Raw genomic sequence first — 21,467 nt, 5'->3', positions numbered from 1 at the left:
AAGGACAGTGGGTGAAAAAAGCGCAAATACCCGGTTGAAAGCGCCGGGGTTGCGTACGGAGCCTTCGAAAAACACGGAGGGAAAAATACACAGTTACCACCACGTCACAGTGCTTTCGTGGCTTAGCGGGCGGCGGTGACCTCCGGCGCCTGGCACATCGTGTGCGTGCCCGGTTGCAGGTATGGCGAAAGGATCGGCGCCATGCCCTTGAGCACCTGCACCGGCAGCGCCGAGGTGAACTTGAAGTTCTCCGCCGAGCGCCCGGGGACGAACGCAGTGAGCGTGCCGAAGTGGTTGTTGCCGATGTAGAACACGAAGGTCGCGGTACGGTTGATCGACTTCGAACTGAGGATGCGCCCGCCGGAGCCGATGGCTTCGATGCGGTTGTCGCCGGTTCCGGTCTTGCCGCCCATCACCAGCGGGGTGCCGTCGGCGGTCTTGAAACTGCCGGACACCCGTTTCGCCGTACCCGAGTCCACCACTTGCGACAACGCTTCGCGCATCGCTGTGGCGACCTCCGATGGCATCACCCGTTTGCCCACATGCGGGTCGTTGGTCAGACGCGTTTCATACGGGGTGTCTGCAGCAAAGTGCAGGCTGTCGATGCGCAGGGTCGGCATGCGCACGCCGTCGTTGAGGATGGTGCCGATCAGTTCGGCGAGTGCCGCCGGGCGGTCGCCGGAGCTGCCGATGGCGGTGGCCAGCGACGGCACCAGATGGTCGAACGGATAGCCGACTTTCTGCCAGCGCTGGTGGATTTCCAGGAACGCTTCGATCTCAAGCATGGTGCGGATGCGGCTGTCACGGGCGCCCTTGTGCTTGCTCTTGAACAGCCAGCTGTAGACTTCCTGACGCTCGAACTGGCTGGCCTTGACCACCTGGCTGAAGGTGGCGTCCGGGTTGTGCAGCAGATAGCCCATCAACCACAGGTCCAGCGGGTGGACCTTGGCGATGAAGCCCTGATCCGGCAGATCGTAGGTGCCCGGGCCGTAGGCGTCGTACAACCGGATCAGGCGATCGTCGGTGAGTTTCTCGGTGAGCTTGGCGCCTTTGAGGTGCGCGCGCACGAAGCTGTTGAAGTCTTCCTGACTGGCATTGGGCAGCAGATAACGATGCACCGCGGCCATGCGGATCGGGGTCGGGCGCATGCTGTCGAGGAAGGTGTCGAGGCGCGCCTGAGTGTCCTTGTTCTTGTACTTCTTCCAGAACTTGAGCAGGAACGAAGTCCCCTCGCGATCGGCAAAACTGGCCAGGTATTCCTGACGTCGCGGGTCGCGGTCGTCCTTGAGCAGTTCGGCGCTGCTGTTGGGGCCGGAGTAGGTGACGTAACGCACCACGTCGCGCATCAGGCGAATGAATGGCAGGTTGATCGACTCGCGCAGCGCATCGCGCAGGGTCGGCAGGCGGCCGTTGTCTTCCTTGCGAAAGTTGTGGAACACATGCAGGCCGCCACCGGTGAAGAACGCCTCGCCGGGGCTGGCCGAATATTTGCGGTCGAGCGCGGCGCCGAGCATTTTCGACAGATCGTGGTCCTTGTTCTGGATCAGGTAATCGATCACCCACTGGCTGAGGCGGTCCTGATCCGGCACCTGGACTTTCTTCAGTTCCGGCACCGTCATGGCGCCGTACTTGTCATGCAGCTCGGAGATGATCTGCAGGTACGTGGTAAGCACGCGCATCTTTGCCGTCGAGCCGAGCTCCAGCTTGCTGCCCTCGTTGATGTCGAACGGCTGGTCGGTGCTATCGGTCTGCACCCGCACCCGCGAGCCGTCCGGGGTCAGTTCGAACAGGGTGAAGCTGTAGCGCACCTGGGTGGTGCTGGTGGGGGTGAGCAGGCGTTCGCCGATCAGGCCGATCTGCCCGGCAAACGTGGGGTCGGCGAGCTTTTTCAGGTAATCGGTAGCCTGGGTCTGCAACTCGCCCTGCAAGGTGCTGGTGGCCGACAGGTCGAGGCGATCGAGGTCGTACAGCGGACGGTTGAGCATCGTCGCCAGACGACTGCGAGCGACGCTGATGCCCTTGTTGGTTTCGATCGGCTGAAGGGTCGGCTGGGTCTGCCAGTCGCGGTAAGTGACCTTGCTCGCCAGTGCGGCATCGGCCAGCGCGCTGTCGATCACGCCGCCCTGTTTGAGCAGGCGCAAGTGGCTGTCGGTGAGGTCGGCGAGTTCTTCGCGGCCTTTGGTCAGGTAATGCGAAGGACGGCGCTGGGCGATCATCAGCGAGAGCATTTCGCGCAGGGCCAGGCCTTTGTCGGCCATGGTTTTCGCATCGGTGGCCGGGCTGTTCAGCTGTGCATTGGCCTGGTTGAAATCGCTGCCGTACCAGACCCGCAAACCTTCAGCCATGCCGTGTACTTCACCGTGCCCCGGCACAGCGGAAAGCGGCACGCTGTTGAGGTAGTCGCGGATAATGTTCTGCCGCGCGCCGAGGGTTTGCGGGCCGGGCTGATAGGCGCGCACGCTGGCGGAAAGCATCTGGCGGATCTTCTCGGCGCCGGACACCGTCAGGCCATCGGGCGAGTGCCGGTACTTCTCCAGTTGCGTCGCCAGGGTGCTGCCGCCCGCCGATTGCCCCGGCAGATGGAGCAACTTCGCCACTTGCGACCACGCGGCCATGCCGAAACGCGGCCAGTCCACCGCCGGGTTGGCCAGCGGTTGCTTGGGGTCGAGCAGAAAGCGGTTTTCGATGAACAGCAGACTGCTGACCACCACCGGCGGAATCGCCGCAAAACTCGAATACAGCTGCTGCGGGTACTTGTACTGATACAACGGCGCAGCGCGGCAATCGGTGATCGACAGCCCGGCCTGGATCTTTTCCGAATAAGGCACGAACAGGCCCTTGTCGGTATAGCTCAGCAGCGCGGGTGAAAATCGCGTCTGCTCGGTGATCACATAATTGCGCTTGAGCAGGCGTGGCAGGAATTCATCGAGAGAGCTGTAGCCCAGACGCAGATCGAACGGCCCGTTGCCCGGATAGCGGATCGCTTCGCTGGGGCCGGGCTCCAACTGGTATTTGAGCGAAGCGGCGTACTGGCTCAGCTCCCGGGACTGGAAACGCGAGGTACGCATCTCCTTGCTCGCCGCCAGACCCACCACGATGGCGATAATCAGCAGCAATAACCAGAACGCCTTCCAGCCATGCCGGCTGCGGCGTTTTTTGGGGGGGACAGGCGCTTCATCCACACGTTCAGTCGGAACCACGGCTTTACTCGAATCGGTTTGCCACAAAGCGCCCATAGTCGATTGATCCATTCACGCAGATTGATCGGACTTGACTGAAGCTTAGACGGTGGTTGGTGATGGGGAAAAAAAAGTGCGGGGAAGCCATCTGAACAAAACTGGAGTCGCTGGCTATTTTGAGTGGAGGTTAACTGTGGTGAGGGGATTTATCTGTGGTGAGGGGATTTATCCCCGATGGGGCGCGAAGCGGCCCCTGAACAAGGGGCTACGCATTTTAATAGCTGGGCCTGCTGCGCAGTCCATCGGGGATAAATCCCCTCGCCACAGATAAGTCCCCTCACCACATTCAAATCTCCTGACCACAGATGAATTGACATGATTTAGTTTCAGTAATGGGCCTAGAGCCAGCAGGCGTCCCAAAGCGGGTAGTCGCCAATCCGCTCCACCAATCCTGCCCGTAGCGGATTGGCGATGATGTAACGGGCGAACGGTTTCAAGTCTTCGCCATCACGGATGGCGCGGTCGTGATAGCCGGTTTGCCACAATCGACCGCGACGACCGGTTTTCCTGTTAACGGCTTGGGTGCAGCGCGCCTTTATCGCGCCAACGATTTTGCCAAGATTGTCGCTTTTCAACTGCATCAACCAATGAAAGTGATCAGGCATGACCACCCAGGCGATGGACTCTACTAAGCCTTGTTCATGGGCGTGACGAAACTCTGCAACCAATAAACGGCCTGTGCGCCAGTCGGAAAATACGGGGTGGCGGTCATACACCACTGAAGTGACGAAATAGGCTCGGTCTGTTTCCGAATGTCGTCCTAAACGAAGACGGTAGGAATTTGGTTTGACTGGCATGTTCGCTCCCTGCGTTCAGTAATCAAGGCCTGAAGGCTAGTGGCGGATTACTTGAGCCGGGTCTGTAAATGCCGTAGGAATTTTCGTTTTTCAGGCGGGGCGGGGAATATTGACGTCACGTGTGGCGAGGGGATTTATCCCCGATGGGGCGCGAAGCGGCCCTGACCAAGGGTGATCACATTTTAAGAGCTTGGGCCTGCTGCGCAGTCCATCGGGGATAAATCCCCTCACCACAAAAAGCTTTCAACGCAATGGGCCATATGAACTGAGGAGTACCGGTTTAGAGCTGTTTAATCTTCAAGACCACCAAAGCAGGGGCATGACGGTGCACCCATGCTGTGCAATACTCGCCGGCCTTTTTGGTGGCGACTATTCCTACGTAAAGCAGTTAATGCCTCTCCGTAAACCGGCTTTCTTCCGAGAGTTCCCGCTGAATGTTGTGGTTTATAGAGTGAAAAGCCCTGTCACAAGCTTTTTATACTGCACGCCCCGCTGATCTTGCAGGTCGGGACCTGCGAGACGCGTTTGCCCACGAGGCCGGCGCGGTTTCGGGAAGTTCAGGCCTATCGGTCGACGCTTCGCCACTCGGTGGTCATATCCAATAACAAGACGAGGTTGTATCCCTATGCCAGTCGGCAATCACCTGCCCCATGGCGAGACCGCTCACGGCGGTCCGCTCAAACGCGAACTCGGTGAACGGCATATCCGCCTGATGGCGCTCGGCGCCTGTATTGGCGTCGGCCTGTTCCTGGGTTCGGCCAAGGCCATTGAAATGGCCGGTCCGGCGATCATGCTTTCCTACATCCTCGGCGGTCTGGCGATCCTGGTGATCATGCGCGCCCTCGGTGAAATGGCCGTGCACAATCCGGTGGCCGGCTCGTTCAGCCGCTATGCCCAGGATTACCTCGGTCCGCTGGCGGGCTTTCTCACCGGCTGGAACTACTGGTTCCTGTGGCTGGTGACCTGCGTCGCGGAAATCACCGCCGTCGCCGTGTACATGGGCATCTGGTTCCCCGATGTGCCGCGCTGGATCTGGGCCCTCGCGGCGCTGGTCAGCATGGGCTCGATCAACCTGATCGCGGTAAAGGCCTTCGGTGAATTCGAGTTCTGGTTCGCCCTGATCAAGATCGTCACCATCATTGCCATGGTCATCGGCGGCGTCGGCATCATTGCCTTCGGTTTCGGCAACGACGGCGTGGCGCTGGGGATTTCCAACCTGTGGGCCCACGGCGGCTTCATGCCCAACGGCGTGACCGGTGTGCTGATGTCCCTGCAAATGGTCATGTTCGCCTACCTCGGTGTCGAGATGATCGGCCTGACCGCCGGTGAAGCGAAGAATCCGCAGAAGACCATTCCCGATGCGATCGGCTCGGTGTTCTGGCGCATTCTGCTGTTCTACGTCGGCGCGCTGTTCGTGATCCTGTCGATCTATCCGTGGAACGAAATCGGCACCCAGGGCAGCCCGTTCGTGATGACCTTCGAACGTCTGGGCATCAAGACCGCCGCCGGCATCATCAACTTCGTGGTGATCACTGCGGCGCTGTCGTCGTGCAACGGCGGCATCTTCAGCACCGGGCGCATGCTCTACAGCCTGGCGCAGAACGGCCAGGCCCCGGCCGGTTTCGCCAAGACCTCCAACGGCGTGCCACGCCGCGCATTGCTGCTGTCGATTTTCGCGCTGCTGATCGGCGTGTTGCTCAACTACCTGGTGCCGGAGAAAGTCTTCGTCTGGGTCACCTCGATCGCCACCTTCGGCGCGATCTGGACCTGGGTGATGATCCTGCTGGCGCAACTGAAATTCCGCAAAGGCCTGAGCGCCAGCGAGCGTGCCGGCCTGAAATACAAAATGTGGTTGTACCCGGTCAGCTCGTACTGCGCGCTGGCGTTCCTGGTGCTGGTGGTCGGCCTGATGGCGTACTTCCCGGACACCCGCGTGGCGCTGTATGTGGGGCCGGTGTTCCTGGTGCTGCTGACCGTGTTGTTCTACGTGTTCAAGCTGCAGCCGACCGGTGAAACGCAGGGTGCGGTGCGTTCGGCCACTTGATGTAGCGCGATAGCAAAAGCAAAAGATCGCAGCCTGCGGCAGCTCCTACACGGGACATGTATTCACCCTGTAGGAGCTGCCGCAGGCTGCGATCTTTTGCCGTTTTACCGCCGGTCTGAAAGAGCGATACAAAGCGGCCGCTCAGGCTCAAACCTGTATCACATTGCAATCTCGCGCGGCAGTGAACCGAGGCGCAGGCATGAGGGCGAGCGAATTTCTCCAACGAGAGCTCAGTCACCGGCAGGTCGTGCTGTTCTTCCTGCTTGCCACCTCGTTGTACGTCCTGCCACTGATCCTCGCCGACTTCCCGTACATCGACGACAACTGGCGCACGCTGGCCGCCGGCAATGCCTGGGCCGGGCAAGGGAGGTTGTTTGCCGACTGGTTTTTTCAGGCGCTGACGTTCACGGGGGCCGCGCCGAACATCTATCCGCTACCCCTGTTACTCGCCACCCTTGCCATGTCGCTGGCACTGACCCGCCTGACCTTTCACTACTTCGCCGAACCGACGCTGGCCTGCTGTCTGGTGCCGTTGCCGCTCTGGTATAACCCGTTCCTGCTGCAGAATCTGTCCTATCAATACGACGGCCCGATCATGGCCCTGAGCATGGTCGCGGCGATCTACGCCATCACGTTCGAAGGTGCATCGCGGGTGCAGCGCTGGCTGGTGCCGGCGGCGTTGCTGGCGCTGGCGATCGGGCTGTATCAGATCAGCTTCAATGTGTTTCTCGGTCTTTGTTGTGTCGAGTTGATCAGGGCTGTTCAGCGGCGAACGCAGTGGCCGGAGATTCTGCGGATGCTGGGCTGGAAACTCGCACAAGCGGGCCTGGGCATCCTGATCTACAGCGCCACGGCGTACCCGTTCATGGAACCGTTGCGAAAAACGGATCTGTTGAACCTGGACGCCGATCCGCTGTTGCAGATCGGCATCAATTTCGCTCGGGTCCTGGAGAAAGTCGCGCTGCTGTTTCACGGCGGCTACCCGTGGGTTTTCGCTGCGCTGGTGTTGTGTGCGATCGCCGGCTGTGTGCGCCTGATTCAGTACCGCCAGAACCGTTGGTCAACCCTGTTGCTGTGCTTGCTGACGCTGCCAGTGCTGGTCTTGCTGGTGCCGGGGATCACGCTGCTGTTCCGTGACTTCAATGAGGGCGCGCGCACCCTGATGGGCTTCGGCGTGTTGCTGTTGGGATTGTTCTATCTGGCGCACGTTGCGCTGGCATCCGCGCACCGTCGCTTGCCGTTGCTGCTGATCATTGCGCTGCTGGCGACTCTCTCGCTGTCCTTCGCCTACGGCCGGGTACTGAATCTGCAGAAAACCTTCGCCAGCAGCGCGCTGTACAGCCTGAGCCACGACATCGCTGCCCATCGCGAACTGCGTGAAGCCAAGCGGATCTATCTCTCGATCAGCTATTCCGATCGCTGGCTGGCCAGTGCGACCGGTTCATTCAAGCGGCTGCCGGTGCTGCACTATCTGCTCAACGTCGACTACTTCATGCTCGCGGAAAATCTGCCGTCAGCAGGCATTACCAACGTGGTCGCCGAACGCGAACGGCGCAATGCCACCCGCGTCGGTTATCAGGGGTTTCCAGCGCTGGTGGACAGCCTGTATTACCGGATTTACCTGATTGGCGATTACGGTTTCATCGTCATGAAAGAGCCGCCGCCCCACCGCCTGCTCAGTTGGTGACGAGGCTCAGGCTGCCGCCACTTCCTGCGGCTCAAAGCTGTCTGCTCGCGCCATCTGCCACATCCGCGAATAGAACTCGCCATTCACCTCACCCGTGAGCAACTCCCCCGGTTTCAGAAACACATGCAGCTGCGAGAACAGTTTGATCTCGGTCGCCGACATGCGCCGCACCAGGTGCTTGGCCGACAGTTGCGACGGATGCTCAAGGCCGGCTGCCGCCAACATTTCCGCCAACGCCTTGAGCGTGTTGCGGTGGAAGTTGTAGACGCGCTGGGCCTTGTCCGGGACGACGAGGGCGCGTTGGCGAAGAGCGTCCTGGGTAGCGACGCCGGTCGGGCATTTGTTGGTGTGGCAGCTTTGCGACTGGATGCAGCCGATGGCGAACATGAAGCCGCGCGCGGAGTTGGCCCAGTCGGCGCCGATGGCCAGCACGCTGGCGATGTCGAAGGCACTGACGATCTTGCCGCTGGCGCCGAGTTTGATCTTGTCGCGCAGGTTCAGGCCGACCAGGGTGTTGTGTACGAACAGCAGGCCTTCGCGCATCGGCACGCCGATGTGGTCGGTGAACTCCACGGGCGCTGCGCCGGTACCGCCTTCCTTGCCGTCGACCACGATGAAGTCCGGCAGGATGCCGGTTTCCAGCATGGCCTTGGCGATGCCCATGAATTCCCACGGATGCCCGAGGCAGAACTTGAAGCCCACCGGTTTGCCGCCGGACAGTTCACGCAGTTGCTGGATGAAATGCATCATTTCGATCGGCGTGGAAAACGCGCTGTGGCGTGACGGCGAGATGCAGTCTTCGCCCATCATGATGCCGCGGGTGTCGGCGATTTCCTGGGTGACCTTGTGCTTGGGCAGGATCCCGCCGTGGCCGGGTTTGGCGCCCTGGCTCATCTTGATTTCGATCATCCGCACCTGCGGATTCTGTGCCTGAGTGGCGAAGCGCTCCGGGTCGAAACGGCCGTCGCTGGTGCGGCAGCCGAAGTAGCCGCTGCCCAGTTCCCAGGTCAGGTCGCCGCCGTGTTCACGGTGATACGGGCTGATGCTGCCTTCGCCGGTGTCGTGGGCGAAGTTGCCGAGCTTGGCGCCCTGGTTCAACGCGCGGATGGCGTTGGCGCTGAGCGAGCCGAAGCTCATCGCCGAGATGTTGAACACCGAGGCTGAATACGGCTGGGTGCACTGCGGGCCGCCGACGGTGACGCGGAAACTGCTTGGGTCGCTCAACGGCGCCGGGCGCATCGAGTGGCCGATGAATTCGAAGCCCGATTGATAGACGTCGATCAGCGTGCCGAAGGGTTTGTCGGCGCTTTCATTTTTCGCCCGCGAATACACCAGCGAGCGCTGGGCGCGGGAGAAGGGCAGGGCGTCGCTGTCGGATTCCAGCAGGTACTGGCGGATCTCCGGGCGGATGCCTTCGACCAGATAGCGGATGTTGCCCAGGATCGGGTAGTTGCGGCGCACCGCGTGCGGGCTCTGCAGCAGGTCGAACAGACCGAGCAGGCTCAGCACGCCGGTGACAGCGGTGATCGGCCACAGCCAGTCGTGTTCGAGAAAGGGCAGGCTGGCGAGGGTGAAAATCACGCAGACGGCAAAGAAGGCGTAGCGGCTCAGGAGTGACAGGCTCATACGGTTTCCTTGGTTCGGACTCAATGGTTTGCAAACCTGTGGCAGCAGGCGGGCCTGTTGATGAGATTTATTGTGGTGAGGGGATTTATCCCCGATGGGTGGCGAAGCCGCCCCAAAACCATTCACTGCGGTTTAACTGAAAGACCGCATGCGTAGACTTGGGGCTGCTGCGCAGCCCATCGGGGATGAATCCCCTCACCACAGAGAATCTGTCGACACAGGAAAGCATTTCCACGCGTTATCAGGCGTTCTGCGCCTGGAGAAAAATCGAAAACAGCTCCGACTGGGATTTGATCCCCAGCTTGCTGTACATGTGTTTCTTATGGACTTTCACGGTTTCTACGGAGATTTCCAGCTTACGGGCGATTTCTTTACTGGAGCAACCGCTGAGCATCAAACGCCCGACATCCAGCTCCCGGGCGGTCAGTTGCGCACCCTTGAGTTGTTGCACCGAGGCTTCCAGTTGCACTCGCCAGTCGGCCGCAGCTGGCGCGGCAGCGAGGGCCACGGTCTGGTTGATCTCGTACGGCAGGCGCTGACGCAACAGGCCCAGCACCCACGGCTGGATCAAAGACAGCAAAGCGATCTGTTCGCCAGTGAAACGTTTTTCACTGCCCAGCGACAGGCACAACGTGCGCTCGCCTTCGAGTTGGCAATTGAACTGGATTTCGTCGGCGACCACATTCAGACGAAAGTATCGCTGGTAATACTCGGTCAGCTCGAAATGCTCCGGCGCCACCTCGGACAGGCGGTACAGCCCGGTACGCGACTGCTCGCGGCAGGCGATGTAGAACGGGTCGAGCAGGTACAAGCCGCGCAGATAATCCTGAAACAGCGGGTCGGGGCTACCGTCCTCGCCGGGGCATTCGGCGAATACCTGCGGGTGCTGATCGGCGCTGAACAGCAGCACCACCCAGCTATCGAACGCCACGTACTGGTCGAGCAAACGCACCAGTTGCGCCCAGAAATTCGGCTTGTCGAGCGCGTCGATCAGTTGCCCGACGGCGCGGTGCCAGGTGATGTCATCAAACGAAACGGTCATGGATCTACCCCTATCGGGTTACCCCGGCCGCGTGATTCCCTGGCCGGTTGCTTGCTGCGCATACTGGCCCACAGACAGCCACCGGGCAATCTTTCGGCGCCCGCTGCCCATCACAAGGAATTCTCATGAAAGTCGAACTCGCCCAACTGGCGGGCCGTGACAATGGCACCGCATACAACCTCGAACGCGCCCTCGCGGCGATCGCGGCGTGCGCGGCCGACACGCAATTGATCGTGTTCCCGGAAACCCACCTGATGGGCTTTCCGAGCGCCGACACTGTGGCGCAGATCGCCGAGCCGCTGGATGGCCAGACCGTCAGCGCGGTGCTGGCCGCCGCCCGCGAGCGCAATATCGCCGTGGTGATCGGCATGGCCGAAAGCGACAACGGGCGCTTCTACAACACCACGCTGCTGATCACCCCGGAAGGCATCGCGCTGAAATATCGCAAGACCCACCTCTGGGCTTCGGATCGCGGCGTGTTCGAGCCCGGCGACCGCTATGCCACTTGCGAGTGGAACGGCGTGCGCGTCGGCCTGCTGATCTGCTACGACATCGAGTTCCCCGAATCCGCCCGCGCACTGGCGCAACTGGGCGCCGAATTGCTGATCGTGACCAACGGCAACATGGACCCGTACGCCCCGACTCACCGCACCGCAATCATGGCCCGCGCCCAGGAAAACCAGGCGTTTGCGCTGATGGTCAACCGCGTTGAGGCCGGGGATGACGGCTTGATGTTTGCCGGCGGCAGTGCGCTGGGGGATCCGCTGGGGGAATTGCTGTTCGAAGCGGGGCGTGAGGAAGGGCAGTTCAGCGTCGAGCTGGATTTCGACCGGTTGGAGGTTGCGCGCAAGGATTACCGCTACCTGGATGATCAGCGTTTGAAACTGCCGGGGGAGGTGGTGGAGCACGCTTCTGGATTGCGTGAGTTGCTGATTCCTGCGCGCTGATCCGGGTTCTGTGTCGGTCGGGCTGACGCCTTCGCGAGCAAGCTCGCTCCCACAGGGGAGCGCGGTCACTGTGGGAGCGAGCTTGCTCGCGAAGAGACCAGTCCAGACAACACACCTGCTTGATCCAAAAAACAACAAAGCCACACCCGAAACATTCGCCGAACTCGGCTCTGCCATAAATCCAATAACATTCGGAGTAAGTCGCCCATGGCTCGTTTGCAACGCACCCTGTCATTAGGCTCGGTGGTGCTGTTCGGCATCGCCTACATGACGCCGATCATTGTCCTCGGCACTTTCGGCATCCTCGCGCAATCCACCGCCGGCATGGTCCCGGCCGCGTATCTGGCGGCACTGGTGGCGATGTTCTTCACCGCCATGAGCTACGGGCGCATGGCCGCCGCGTTCCCGGTCGCCGGTTCCGCCTACAGCTACGTGCGCAAGGCGATCAGCCCCAAGCTTGGCTTCATCGCCGGTTGGGCGGTATTGCTCGATTATCTGTTCTTGCCGATGGCGATCTGGCTGATCGGCGCGGCGTACCTCGCTTCGGCGTTCCCGTCGATCCCGCAGTGGATCTGGGTACTGGCGTTCATCGGCATCACCAGCGCGATCAACATCATCGGTTTGAAACTGGCCAACGGCATCAACGCCTTGCTGATGCTGGTGCAATTTCTGGTGCTGATCGCCTTCGTCGCGCTGTGCGTGCACTACGTCGGCGGCGATGCACGCACGCCGTTGTGGTCGATCAAACCGTTTTTCAACGGCGACATGCAGATGCCGCTGATCATGAGCGGCGCGGCCATCGCCTGTTACTCGTTCCTCGGTTTCGACGCGGTCAGCACGCTGACCGAAGAGACCCGCGACCCACGCCGCACCATTCCACGGGCGATCATGTTGATCACTCTGATCGGCGGGCTGATCTTCGTTGGTGTGTCGTACTTCGTGCAGATCGCGCACCCGTTATCGCAGTTCGACAGCGTCGACTCGGCGGCCTATGAAATTGCGCGCAACATCGGTGGCGATCTGTTCGTCTCGATCTTCCTCGTTGGCTTGATCGTCGGCCAGTTCGCCTCGGGGCTATCCGCTCAGGCCAGTGGTTCGCGCCTGCTGTTTGCCATGGGCCGCGACGGCGTGTTGCCCAAGTCATTTTTCGGCGCCTTGCATGCGCGCTTCGGCACACCGGTCAACAGCATCCTGCTGTGTGCAGTGGTGGCGTTGCTGGCGCTGAAACTCGACGTGACCACGTCCACTTCGTTCATCAACTTCGGCGCGTTCCTGGCGTTCAGTCTGGTCAACCTGTCGGTGATCTTTCATTACTGGATCGGCGGCGAGAAAAAGGGCCCGCGTGAGCTGGTGCTGTTTCTGCTCTTCCCGTTCATCGGGCTGGTGGCGGACTTGTGGCTGATGGTCAGCCTGGATCACCTGGCGGTGTATCTGGGCCTGAGCTGGCTGGCGATTGGCGTGGTGTATCTGGCGGTGCTCACGGGCGGCTTTCGTCGTCAGCCGCCGGAGATGGATTTTCAGGAAGCGACCTGAGACACCTCAGGCTGCGGGTCGGCTCTGGCGCATCGGTAACTCGACGCGAAAGGTTGTGCCCACGCCCGGTTCGCTGCGGACCGAAATGTCGCCACCGTGTTTTTTCACGATGCCATAGGACAGGGAAAGGCCCAGCCCGGTGCCCTGACCGACCGGTTTGGTGGTGAAAAACGGATCGAAGATTTTCTGCAGGATGTCCGGCGCGATTCCCGCGCCGGTATCCGCGACTTCCACCCAGGCCGTGTCCTGCTGCTGCCCGGTACGCAAAGTGATGGTGCCGCGCTCGGGGCCCATGGCCTGCGCCGCGTTGACCACCAGATTCATGATCACCTGATTGATTTGTGACGGCAGGCACTCGATGTCCGGCAGCGGCTGATATTCCTTGATCACATCGGCCTTGTACTTGAGTTCGCTCGCGACAATATTCAGCGTCGAGTCGATGCCTTGTTGCAGATTGGCCCACTGCCATTGCTGATGGGTATCGACCCGGGAGAAATCCTTCAGATCCTTGACGATCTGTCCGACCCGGCCAATGCCTTCCTTGGATTCGCGGATCAACACCGGAATGTCTTCGAGCAGAAAATCCAGATCGGCGTCTTTGCGCAGTTGCTCAAGCCGGGCCACGGATTCGCTGTCTGGCGTGGGGCCCAGCGTCTGCCAGGCATCGAGTACGCTCAACAATTGGTTGAAGTAGCCGTCGAGGGTGCCGAGGTTGGAGGAGATAAAGCCGATCGGGTTATTGATTTCATGGGCCACGCCGGCCGCCATTTGCCCCAGTGACGCAAGCTTTTCCGACTGCACCAACTGACTTTCCAGTTGCTTGCGTTCATCTATTTCGCGCTGCAGTTCTTCGCTGGCCTGCTTGAACTGCGCGGTACGCTGATCCACCAGATGTTCCAGATGATGCATCTGCAACGAGGCGCGTTCGGTCATCTGCCATTTGGTCAGCAGGGTGTTGGCCATCTGCTGCACTTCGATGTTGTCGAACGGCTTTTTCAGGATCAGTAACCGGTCATGCGCCTGCAGACGTTCGAGCAGTTCATCCCAGGAATAATCCGAGTAGGCGGTACACACCACCACCTGCAACAGCGGGTCTTGCTGCCATAGATGCTCGATGGTTTTCGCGCCGTCCCAGCCGTCGGGCATGCGCATGTCGACGAAGGCCAGCGCGTAAGGGCGTTGTTCCTGCAAGGCCTGCATCAGTTTGCCCAGACCTTCCTCGCCGCCGTAGGCCGAGTCCAGCTCGAACGGCGGACGTTCGGCACGAATCTGAGCGCCAAACAGTGCTGCTTCCATCTCGTCCAGCTCCACTGACTGTGCTGCCGGTGGCGCGAGGATCTTGCGGAAGTCTTCATGAATCGACGGCATGTCGTCGATCAGCAGAATGCGGCGGTTCGCCAGCTCGCTCATGCGTTCTCCGTGACGCTGATCAGGGGGATCTGCAAGGTGAACAGCGCGCCTTTGCCCGGTCCGTCGCTGTGCGCGGTGAGGTGCCCGTTCATCTCGATGGCCGCCAGCGCGCAGCTGTGCAGACCGAAGCCGTGACCTTCCTTACGGGTGGTGAAACCGTGGGCAAAGATCCGCGTCATGTTTTCCGGCGCGATGCCTTCGCCGTCGTCCCTGACGCTGATTTCGAGGAAGTTGTCATCGACGATCCTTACCGCCAGGGTCATGGTGCGGGGGCGGTTGCTGAGGTCGGACATGGCGTATTTGGCGTTGCTGATGAGGTTGATCAGGATCAGCAGCAAACGGTGTTTGTCGCCCATCACCTGCGGCACCTCGGCGTACTCCTTGACCACCGTGACGTGATGCCGGGTCAGGGCTCCGGCGTTCATGCGCAACGCATCTTCGAGCAGCTCATTGATAAACAGCGGCTCGGTCATGCTGTTGGCGCCGGCATAGGATTGCTGGGTGGCGACGATGTCCTTGATGTGATCGACGCTTTTGTTCATCTGGTTCAATTCGTCGATCATTTCCTGCTGTTCCTGGGCGATGGCTCCGACCAACTGGTTGAGATAACCGGGGAGCAATTTGCCCTTGGCGTCTTCGCTGAGAAAGGCGCCGAGGTCGTGCGGGTGCTCGTTGATCAGTTGCATCGCCTTGCCCAGGCCCTGGGTCTTGCTGCTGCGCAGCTTGCGCGCGATCAGATCGCTGGAAATGTTCACGCTGTTGAGCACGTTGCCGACGTTGTGCAGCACGTTGGTGGCGATTTCCGCCATGCCGGCCTGACGTGCAGCGTCGAGCAGTTCGCTCTGGGCGTTCTTCAGTTCCCGGGTGCGCTCTTCGACGCGTTGCTCAAGCGCATCGTTGGCGGTTTGCAGGGCTGTATTGACCCGATTGATCTCGGCGAAACTGCCGATCAGGCGGATGGCCAGCCACACCAGCGACAACATCAGCAGCACCGAGAACAGCAGCAGGTAGAAGTGGTATTGGCGGTCGACCTGATCGACACGCTGTTGATCGCGATCGAGCATGGTGGTGATGTTGTCGAGGCGTTCGGCGACGGGAATGTTTTCGATGCTTTCGAGCAACTGATTCACCAGTGGCTGCTCGCGAGCGATCAGGCTGATGTGGTTGCTGAGGATTTTGACCGGGGTTTGAAACGCCTGCGGCAGGCGCTGTGCGTTGACCGTGAGTTTGTTCAGACCCACCTCGATGTCGGCGGCCCGGTCATCGGAGGTGACCTGGGCAAACTCCAGCGCACTGAGCAGCAGGTCGTAGGTATCGGTGGTGATGTTCTCCAACTGGGATTTATCGAAGTCCGACAGGTTGGCCAGTTGTTGCTGAATGTCGTCTTCGGCGGTGGGCAAAAACGCCAGAGAGTTGCGCAGCAAGGCGTTGTGCGATTTGAACTGTTCGACCAGCCGGGTCTTTTCCTGCATCGCTTGCAGGAAACTCTCATAGGCCTCGTTCCACTGCGTCGAATCGTTTCGACCATGCCCCGATTCTATGGCGTCGAAGCGCTCCCAGAGCCGGTTCATCTCGTTCATCGGCGACACCAGCGGATCATAGTTGTGGGTCAGCGCCACCCGCGCCTTGAGGATCTCGTTTTCCCACAGCGAATTCTGCTGTTTGATCTGCCGGATCAGATCCCGCGATTCGGTGTACGTCATGGTTTGGTCGGAGCTGGACTTGAAGTACAGAAACAGCAGGATCGAGGCCAACGCGAGGACGACCAGTGTGAGCAACAACAGACTACGGCGACGGGAAATGTTGATCATGGCTTGCCTTCCCTTTGGCCGGTCAGGGTCTCGAGAAACAGAACAATCAGCCGTTTGTCGTCTTCGGTCGGCGTGCGTCCCAACTGATACTGGAACATCACATCCACGGCTCGTTCGAGGGTAGGCGCTGACCCGTCGTGAAAATACGGTGCGGTCAGCGCGACGTTGCGCAGGCTCGGCACTTTGAAAAATTCACGATCCGCTTCGTCTCGAGTGACGTTGAAGCGGCCCTGATCGGCCACGGTCGGGTTGCCGCGATCGGCAATGTAATCACCGAACACGCCAAACTTCTGGAACATGTTGCCGCCGATGTTCACCCCTTGGTGACAGGAGATACAGCCGTACTCCTTGAAGCGCTGATAACCGTATTTTTCGTCCAGCGTGAGGATGTCGGTATTGCCCAGCAGGTACTGATCGAAGCGTGAGTTGGGGGTCAGCAAGGTACGTTCGAAACTGGCCAGCGCCTGCTGGATGTTGGTCTTGGTCACGCCGTCCGGGTAGGTGGCGGCGAAATCGCGGCGGTAATCGGCGTCGTTGGCGATCCGCTCGACGACCGTGCTCCAGTCGCTGCCCATTTCATGGGGGCTGGTGATGACGACATTGCTCTGTTCTTCCAGCGTCTCGACGCGGCCGTCCCAGAACTGGCGGAAATTGAGGCTGGCGTTGAACACGGTCGGTGTGTTGACCGCCACCGGTTTGCCGTCGAACCCCAGCGAGAGCGCCCGGCTGTCGGCACCGTTCTTGTCCAGTTGGTGGCAACTGGCACAGGACAGTGTGTTGTTGATCGACAAGCGTGGCTCGTGGAATAACCGACGTCCCAGTTCCACGCGCCGGGCGTCCTGCTGTGGCACGGCGGGCAACGGTTTGAGCGGCTCGTCCAGCGGGTCGGCACTGGCCCCGGCGCAGAGTCCGCACAGCAGCAGCGTCATGGCGGGACGGAACAGGTTCATCGGCAATCGTCTCCTTGACTCAAGGCCGGTATCGAGGCGTTCATCGCGCCGTCCACGGTGGCGGGGCTGCGCTGGCCAGCCAGTGCGCAAAGTCGTCAGCCGGTAATGCCTTGCTGAAAAAGTAGCCCTGACCTTCTTCGCAGTCGTGGGCCTTGAGGAACGCCAGTTGCTCGGCGGTTTCGATGCCTTCGGCGATGACGTTGAGCCCCAGACTCCTGCCCAGGCTGATGATGGCGCTGACCAGTGCCGCATCGTTGCTGTCGTTGCACAGGCCGCGAATGAACGACTGGTCGATCTTCAGCACATCAATCGGAAACCGGCGCAGGTAACTCAGGCTGGAATAGCCGGTGCCGAAGTCATCGATGGCCAGGCGGGTGCCCAGCGCCTTCAAACGATTGAGCGCTACCATCGTTGTTTCGACGTTCTGCATCAGCACACCTTCGGTGATCTCGATCTCCAGCCAGTCAGGGGCCAGGCCTGTCTGCTCAAGCACGCGTTCGACGCCCGCAACGAAGTCACGCTGGCGAAAATCGATGGGTGACATGTTCACCGACATGCGGATCGGCGGCAGTCCGGCTGTTTGCCAGGCGCGGGTCTGACGACAGGCTTCGCCCAGTACCCATTTGCTCAAGGGCACGATCAGCCCCGTGTCTTCGGCCACTGGAATGAAGTCCGCCGGGTAGACCCAGCCGTGCCCCGGTTTCTGCCAGCGTATCAGCGCTTCGGCGCCGACCACGGTGCCGCTGCGCAACTCGATTTTCGGCTGGTAGTGCAGGACAAACTCATGCTCGTGCAGAGCGCGGCGAATGCCCGACTCGATGCTGTGCTGCTCGCGGGCGTGCTGGTTCATGGCTTCGATGAAGAAGCCAACGCTGTCAGGGCCGTGCTCCTTGACGTTGCGCATCGCCGTCTCGGCTTTCTTGATCAGCTCGGTGGCTTCGAGGCCGTCATCGGGGTACACGCTGATGCCGACGCTGGCGGTGACGCTGACGTCATGCCCGGCTATCGTCTGCGGCAGACGAATGGCAGCCAGCAGTTTTTCCGCGACGCCGTGGGTTTGCTGGGGATGGTTGATGTCGCCGAGGATCACCACGAACTCGTCCGAGCCATAGCGAAACACCGAGTCGGAATCACGCACGCATGACAGCAGTTGGCGGGCGGTGCGTTTGAGCATTTCATCGCCCGCCGGATGGCCCAGCGCATTGTTGATGCGCTTGAAGCGATCCAGACCGAGAAACATCACCACCAGTTGCTTGTCATGGCGCCGGCAGACAGCCATGGCCTGGCTCAGGCGATCACCCAGCAGGGTGCTGTTGGGCAGCTCCGTGAGGCTGTCGTATTGCAACAGATGCGAGACCTTGAGCAATTCGTGAACCCGCGCCTCGATGGTCTGCTCAAGGCTGAGCATCTTCAGCGCCGCGTCCTGCGCCAGTTGCCATTTCCAGGTCAGGGCGTTGGCCATCTGACGGATTTCCAGACTGTCGAACGGCTTTTTCAGGATCAGCAACTGGTCGCCGAATTCCAGCCGTTCGGCCATCGCTTCCCAGCTGTAGTCGCTGTACGCGGTGCACAGGGCAACCTGCAGATTTGGATCGACACGCCATAGCTGCTCGATGGTTTCCAGGCCATCCCAGCCCGGTGGCATGCGCATGTCGATGAACGCCAGAGCATACGGACTGCCATTGCTCAGCGCCTGTTTGACCAGGGCCAGGGCTTCCTGGCCCTGATAGGCGGAGTCGAGCTGGAAGGTCAGGTGCGGCGATTGACGGGTGCCGAACAGTGTCTGTTCCAACTGATGCAAGTCGACGTCGTCCTGCGCCTGCGGGGCCAGAATCTTGCGAAAGTCCTCATGAATCGCTGGCGTGTCATCGATGATCAGGATGCGCCGGTTGGTCTGGGGGAAGGCCGTTTTCATGCCTCATCCTCCTTGGGGGAGGGCGCCGCGCGGGGCACGTCCCGGAGCAGCCGGCCCGCCTGTTCGGCGCTGACCGCTTCGCTGAAATACAACCCCTGTGCGCTGGGCAGCGGTGCTTCGGCACGGGGTACATCGGGTCGATTCAGGGGTGTCTGGCCTTCGGCGATGATGCCGATGTCCAGATCCCGGGCGAAATTGACGATCGCTCGCAGGGCGTTGGCTCCGGCCACATCCTGGGACGCACTGGCGATAAAGCTCTGGGCCAGTTTGAGGTGATTGACCCGGTAGGTTTTCAGGTAATCGAACGAGGAATATTCGGTGCCGAAATCATCGATGGCAATCGCCACGCCCAGCTCACGCAGGCGCGGCAATGCATCGTTGTGGGTCCACTTGGTCTGGGCCAGCGTGGCTTCGGTGACATCGAATCGCAGGTCCCAGGGGGCGAGTTCCCAGCGTGCGGTGGTGCGCAGAACGTCGTAGATCAGTTCGGGGCCACTTTTGAGCTGTGCCAGGGAAATCTTGATCGCCATCACCGGCGGGGCGACCCCGTCATTTCGCCACAGGTGCATCTGGTGGCAGGCGTGATTCAGTACCCAGCGTCCGAGCGGAATGATCGCGCCGGTTTTCTCCGCTATCGGTACGAAAGCGGAGGCCGGCAGCAGGCCGAGGCGCGGATGTTGCCAGAGGATTTGCGCCTCCATGCCCAGAATCCTGCCGCTGTGCAGGTCAATCTCCGGTGCGTAATGCAGCAACAGTTGATTGCCCTGAAGGGCGCTGGTCAATTCGTCGACCAGGGTCATGCGTTCGGCCACTTCCCGCGAGATGTCCTCGGAGTGGAAGTGATACTGGTTGCGCCCCATTTCCTTGGCGCGGTACAGCGCCATGTCGGCCTGGCCCAGCAGGCTGTCGGCGTCGAGACTGAGCTCGCTGTAACTGCTGATGCCGATGCTCACCGAAATGTGCAACGCATTGCCGGCCAGGTTGTAGGGCGCCAGCAGCGTGTCGCGGATATTGGCCGCCATGGCGGCTGATTGGGTCGGATCGCTGACGTCCAGTTGCAGGATCGCGAATTCATCGCCGCCCAGGCGCGCCACCACGTCGCTTTCGCGCACGCCTGATTTGATGCGGCGGGCGACTTCCTGCAGCAGCAGATCGCCCACCGGGTGGCCCAAGGTGTCGTTGATCCGCTTGAAGTGGTCAAGATCCAGATAAAACACCGCAAACGGTGCGGCCCCCCGACGCGCGGCGGCGAAGGCCTGATGCAGGCGTTCGATCAGCGTGGCGCGATTGGCCAGGCCTGTCAGGCCGTCGGAGCGCGCCAGCAACGCCAGTTTTTCCTCGGCCACGCGGCGTTCGGTGATATCGAGGATGATGCCTTCGACTTCCAGCAGACGGCCGTCATCATCGCGCACCGGGATGTAGCGGTTTTCCACCCAGCGCCAGGTGCCCTGGCCGGTTCTCAGGCGAAATTCGATCGACGCGCCCGACGCATGCCGATCCAGCACCCGCGCCATGGCGGCATCGACGCTGGCCTGATCGTCCGGATGAATCAGTTCCTGCGCCCAGTTGGGCGAGCGCAGCAGGTCGGCGGCGACATGGCCGTAGCGGGTGATGTTGTGGGAGATGTACATCAGGGCAAACGACGGATCGCCGCGCAGCCGGTACAGGATGGTCGGGCTGTTCTGCACAATCATGTTGGCGTCGGACAGCTCGCGGGTGCGCGCCTGAACCGCCTGTTCCAGCTGGTTCATTTTCAGCTCGGCGTCTTCGGTCATCTGCCATTTGACCGTGAGCGCGCTGGCCATCTGCCGGATCTCGATCGCATCGAACGGCTTTTTCAGAATCAGCAAGCGGTCATTGAGTGCCAGACGCTGGTCGATGTCTTCCCAGGAATAGTCGGAATACGCCGTGCACAGCGCGACTTGCAGCTTGGGGTCGACTTGCCACAGCCGTTCGATGGTCTCCAGGCCATCCCAGCCTGGCGGCATGCGCATGTCGATGAACGCCATGGCGTAGGGGCGGTTTTCAGCCAGCGCGGCTTCGAGTTTTTCCAGCGCTTCGCGGCCCTGAAAGGCCGAGTCCAGCTCGAAATGCTGGGACGGTGTCGCGGACGGGGTGCCAAACAACAGATTCTCGGTTTCACCCAGGCCGTCGTCAGCGGGGACGAGCGGGCAGAGAATCTTGGCGAAATCGCCATGAATCGACGGGCTGTCGTCGACGATGAGCACTCGACGATTGATCTGCGCTGTTGGCTGGTTCATGCCGCGCCGCCCATGAGGCCGCTGGCGGGTGTCATCCGGGGCATCCTTTTCCCTCGCAACTTGTCGGTTCGACCGATGGAGTATTGCGCCGTGTTCAGCATAGTCGTCCCGGCACGGCGCCGTAGCCTGAGAGCGAAGATTTGCGTGAATGCAGTCAAAAATCATCTAGCCTTGGACTCAGGCGCGGGCCAGTGAGGCGGTCGGT

13 protein-coding genes are annotated in these 21,467 nt (G+C 60.8%); 4 read left to right on the top strand and 9 right to left on the bottom strand.

What is annotated here, in order from left to right; all coding sequences use genetic code 11:
• Nucleotides 1-122: 122 nt before the first annotated feature.
• Nucleotides 123-3,236: a transglycosylase domain-containing protein gene (locus JN524_RS07330; RefSeq protein WP_202368956.1), complete on the bottom strand. Its 3,114-nt coding sequence runs from the start codon at nucleotides 3,234-3,236 to the stop codon at nucleotides 123-125.
• A 341-nt stretch (nucleotides 3,237-3,577) separates the two neighbouring features.
• A complete protein-coding gene (locus tag JN524_RS07325; RefSeq protein WP_202368955.1) occupies nucleotides 3,578-4,036 on the bottom strand; it encodes an REP-associated tyrosine transposase in 459 nt (152 codons plus the stop codon).
• A gap of 625 nt (nucleotides 4,037-4,661) precedes the next feature.
• Between JN524_RS07325 and JN524_RS07320 the strand changes: the two genes are divergently transcribed.
• Both JN524_RS07320 and JN524_RS07315 read left to right on the top strand, forming a co-directional pair.
• A complete protein-coding gene (locus JN524_RS07320; RefSeq protein WP_202368954.1) occupies nucleotides 4,662-6,080 on the top strand; it encodes an amino acid permease in 1,419 nt (472 codons plus the stop codon).
• Between the two features lie 199 nt (nucleotides 6,081-6,279).
• A complete protein-coding gene (locus JN524_RS07315; protein WP_202368953.1) occupies nucleotides 6,280-7,767 on the top strand; it encodes a glucosyltransferase domain-containing protein in 1,488 nt (495 codons plus the stop codon).
• A 6-nt stretch (nucleotides 7,768-7,773) separates the two neighbouring features.
• Here JN524_RS07315 and JN524_RS07310 read toward each other — a convergent pair whose 3' ends face one another.
• Both JN524_RS07310 and JN524_RS07305 read right to left on the bottom strand, forming a co-directional pair.
• Nucleotides 7,774-9,393 carry an FMN-binding glutamate synthase family protein gene (locus JN524_RS07310; RefSeq protein ID WP_095136930.1) on the bottom strand — a complete coding sequence of 540 codons (1,620 nt, stop codon included), beginning with the start codon at nucleotides 9,391-9,393 and terminating at the stop codon, nucleotides 7,774-7,776.
• A 241-nt stretch (nucleotides 9,394-9,634) separates the two neighbouring features.
• Complete coding sequence (locus JN524_RS07305) at nucleotides 9,635-10,435, bottom strand: helix-turn-helix transcriptional regulator (RefSeq protein ID WP_098965425.1); 801 nt, start codon at nucleotides 10,433-10,435, stop codon at nucleotides 9,635-9,637.
• 125 nt (nucleotides 10,436-10,560) lie between these two features.
• Here JN524_RS07305 and JN524_RS07300 point away from each other — a divergent pair, with 125 nt between their 5' ends.
• Both JN524_RS07300 and JN524_RS07295 read left to right on the top strand, forming a co-directional pair.
• Nucleotides 10,561-11,382, top strand: a complete 822-nt coding sequence (locus JN524_RS07300; protein ID WP_202368952.1) for a carbon-nitrogen hydrolase family protein — start codon at nucleotides 10,561-10,563, stop codon at nucleotides 11,380-11,382.
• A gap of 207 nt (nucleotides 11,383-11,589) precedes the next feature.
• Entirely contained in the window at nucleotides 11,590-12,915 is a 1,326-nt protein-coding gene (locus JN524_RS07295) for an APC family permease (RefSeq protein ID WP_202368951.1), read from the top strand.
• 6 nt (nucleotides 12,916-12,921) lie between these two features.
• Here the strand turns inward: JN524_RS07295 and JN524_RS07290 are convergent, their stop codons facing one another.
• The 5 genes from JN524_RS07290 to JN524_RS07270 are packed head-to-tail and all read right to left on the bottom strand — an operon-like array spanning nucleotide 12,922 to nucleotide 21,262.
• A complete protein-coding gene (locus JN524_RS07290) occupies nucleotides 12,922-14,325 on the bottom strand; it encodes an ATP-binding protein (protein WP_202368950.1) in 1,404 nt (467 codons plus the stop codon).
• On the bottom strand, nucleotides 14,322-16,136 hold the full coding sequence (locus tag JN524_RS07285) for a DAHL domain-containing protein (protein ID WP_202368949.1): 1,815 nt from the start codon (nucleotides 16,134-16,136) through the stop codon (nucleotides 14,322-14,324). The genes JN524_RS07290 and JN524_RS07285 overlap by 4 nt, the downstream gene beginning before the upstream one ends.
• Nucleotides 16,133-17,086, bottom strand: a complete 954-nt coding sequence (locus tag JN524_RS07280; protein WP_202368948.1) for a cytochrome-c peroxidase — start codon at nucleotides 17,084-17,086, stop codon at nucleotides 16,133-16,135. Before JN524_RS07280 ends, JN524_RS07285 begins: the two co-directional genes overlap by 4 nt.
• Nucleotides 17,087-17,126: 40 nt before the next feature.
• Nucleotides 17,127-19,001: a putative bifunctional diguanylate cyclase/phosphodiesterase gene (locus tag JN524_RS07275; RefSeq protein ID WP_202368947.1), complete on the bottom strand. Its 1,875-nt coding sequence runs from the start codon at nucleotides 18,999-19,001 to the stop codon at nucleotides 17,127-17,129.
• Nucleotides 18,998-21,262, bottom strand: coding sequence for a GGDEF/EAL domain-containing response regulator (locus JN524_RS07270; RefSeq protein ID WP_139054260.1), 2,265 nt, complete (start codon nucleotides 21,260-21,262; stop codon nucleotides 18,998-19,000). The genes JN524_RS07275 and JN524_RS07270 overlap by 4 nt, the downstream gene beginning before the upstream one ends.
• Nucleotides 21,263-21,467 lie beyond the last annotated feature (205 nt).

This window comes from Pseudomonas sp. MWU318 (assembly GCF_016756945.1).
In the GTDB taxonomy this organism is placed as follows: Bacteria; Pseudomonadota; Gammaproteobacteria; order Pseudomonadales; family Pseudomonadaceae; genus Aquipseudomonas; species Aquipseudomonas putida_A.
This window is presented reverse-complemented; position numbering and strand designations above follow the sequence as displayed.

Bases quoted from the DNA above. Each gene is read 5' to 3' on its own strand.
- JN524_RS07330 (WP_202368956.1), bottom strand. From the start codon at position 3,236: ATGGGCGCTTTGTGGCAAACCGATTCGAGTAAAGCCGTGGTTCCGACT.
- JN524_RS07325 (WP_202368955.1), bottom strand. From the start codon at position 4,036: ATGCCAGTCAAACCAAATTCCTACCGTCTTCGTTTAGGACGACATTCG.
- JN524_RS07320 (WP_202368954.1), top strand. From the start codon at position 4,662: ATGCCAGTCGGCAATCACCTGCCCCATGGCGAGACCGCTCACGGCGGT.
- JN524_RS07315 (WP_202368953.1), top strand. From the start codon at position 6,280: ATGAGGGCGAGCGAATTTCTCCAACGAGAGCTCAGTCACCGGCAGGTC.
- JN524_RS07310 (WP_095136930.1), bottom strand. From the start codon at position 9,393: ATGAGCCTGTCACTCCTGAGCCGCTACGCCTTCTTTGCCGTCTGCGTG.
- JN524_RS07305 (WP_098965425.1), bottom strand. From the start codon at position 10,435: ATGACCGTTTCGTTTGATGACATCACCTGGCACCGCGCCGTCGGGCAA.
- JN524_RS07300 (WP_202368952.1), top strand. From the start codon at position 10,561: ATGAAAGTCGAACTCGCCCAACTGGCGGGCCGTGACAATGGCACCGCA.
- JN524_RS07295 (WP_202368951.1), top strand. From the start codon at position 11,590: ATGGCTCGTTTGCAACGCACCCTGTCATTAGGCTCGGTGGTGCTGTTC.
- JN524_RS07290 (WP_202368950.1), bottom strand. From the start codon at position 14,325: ATGAGCGAGCTGGCGAACCGCCGCATTCTGCTGATCGACGACATGCCG.
- JN524_RS07285 (WP_202368949.1), bottom strand. From the start codon at position 16,136: ATGATCAACATTTCCCGTCGCCGTAGTCTGTTGTTGCTCACACTGGTC.
- JN524_RS07280 (WP_202368948.1), bottom strand. From the start codon at position 17,086: ATGAACCTGTTCCGTCCCGCCATGACGCTGCTGCTGTGCGGACTCTGC.
- JN524_RS07275 (WP_202368947.1), bottom strand. From the start codon at position 19,001: ATGAAAACGGCCTTCCCCCAGACCAACCGGCGCATCCTGATCATCGAT.
- JN524_RS07270 (WP_139054260.1), bottom strand. From the start codon at position 21,262: ATGAACCAGCCAACAGCGCAGATCAATCGTCGAGTGCTCATCGTCGAC.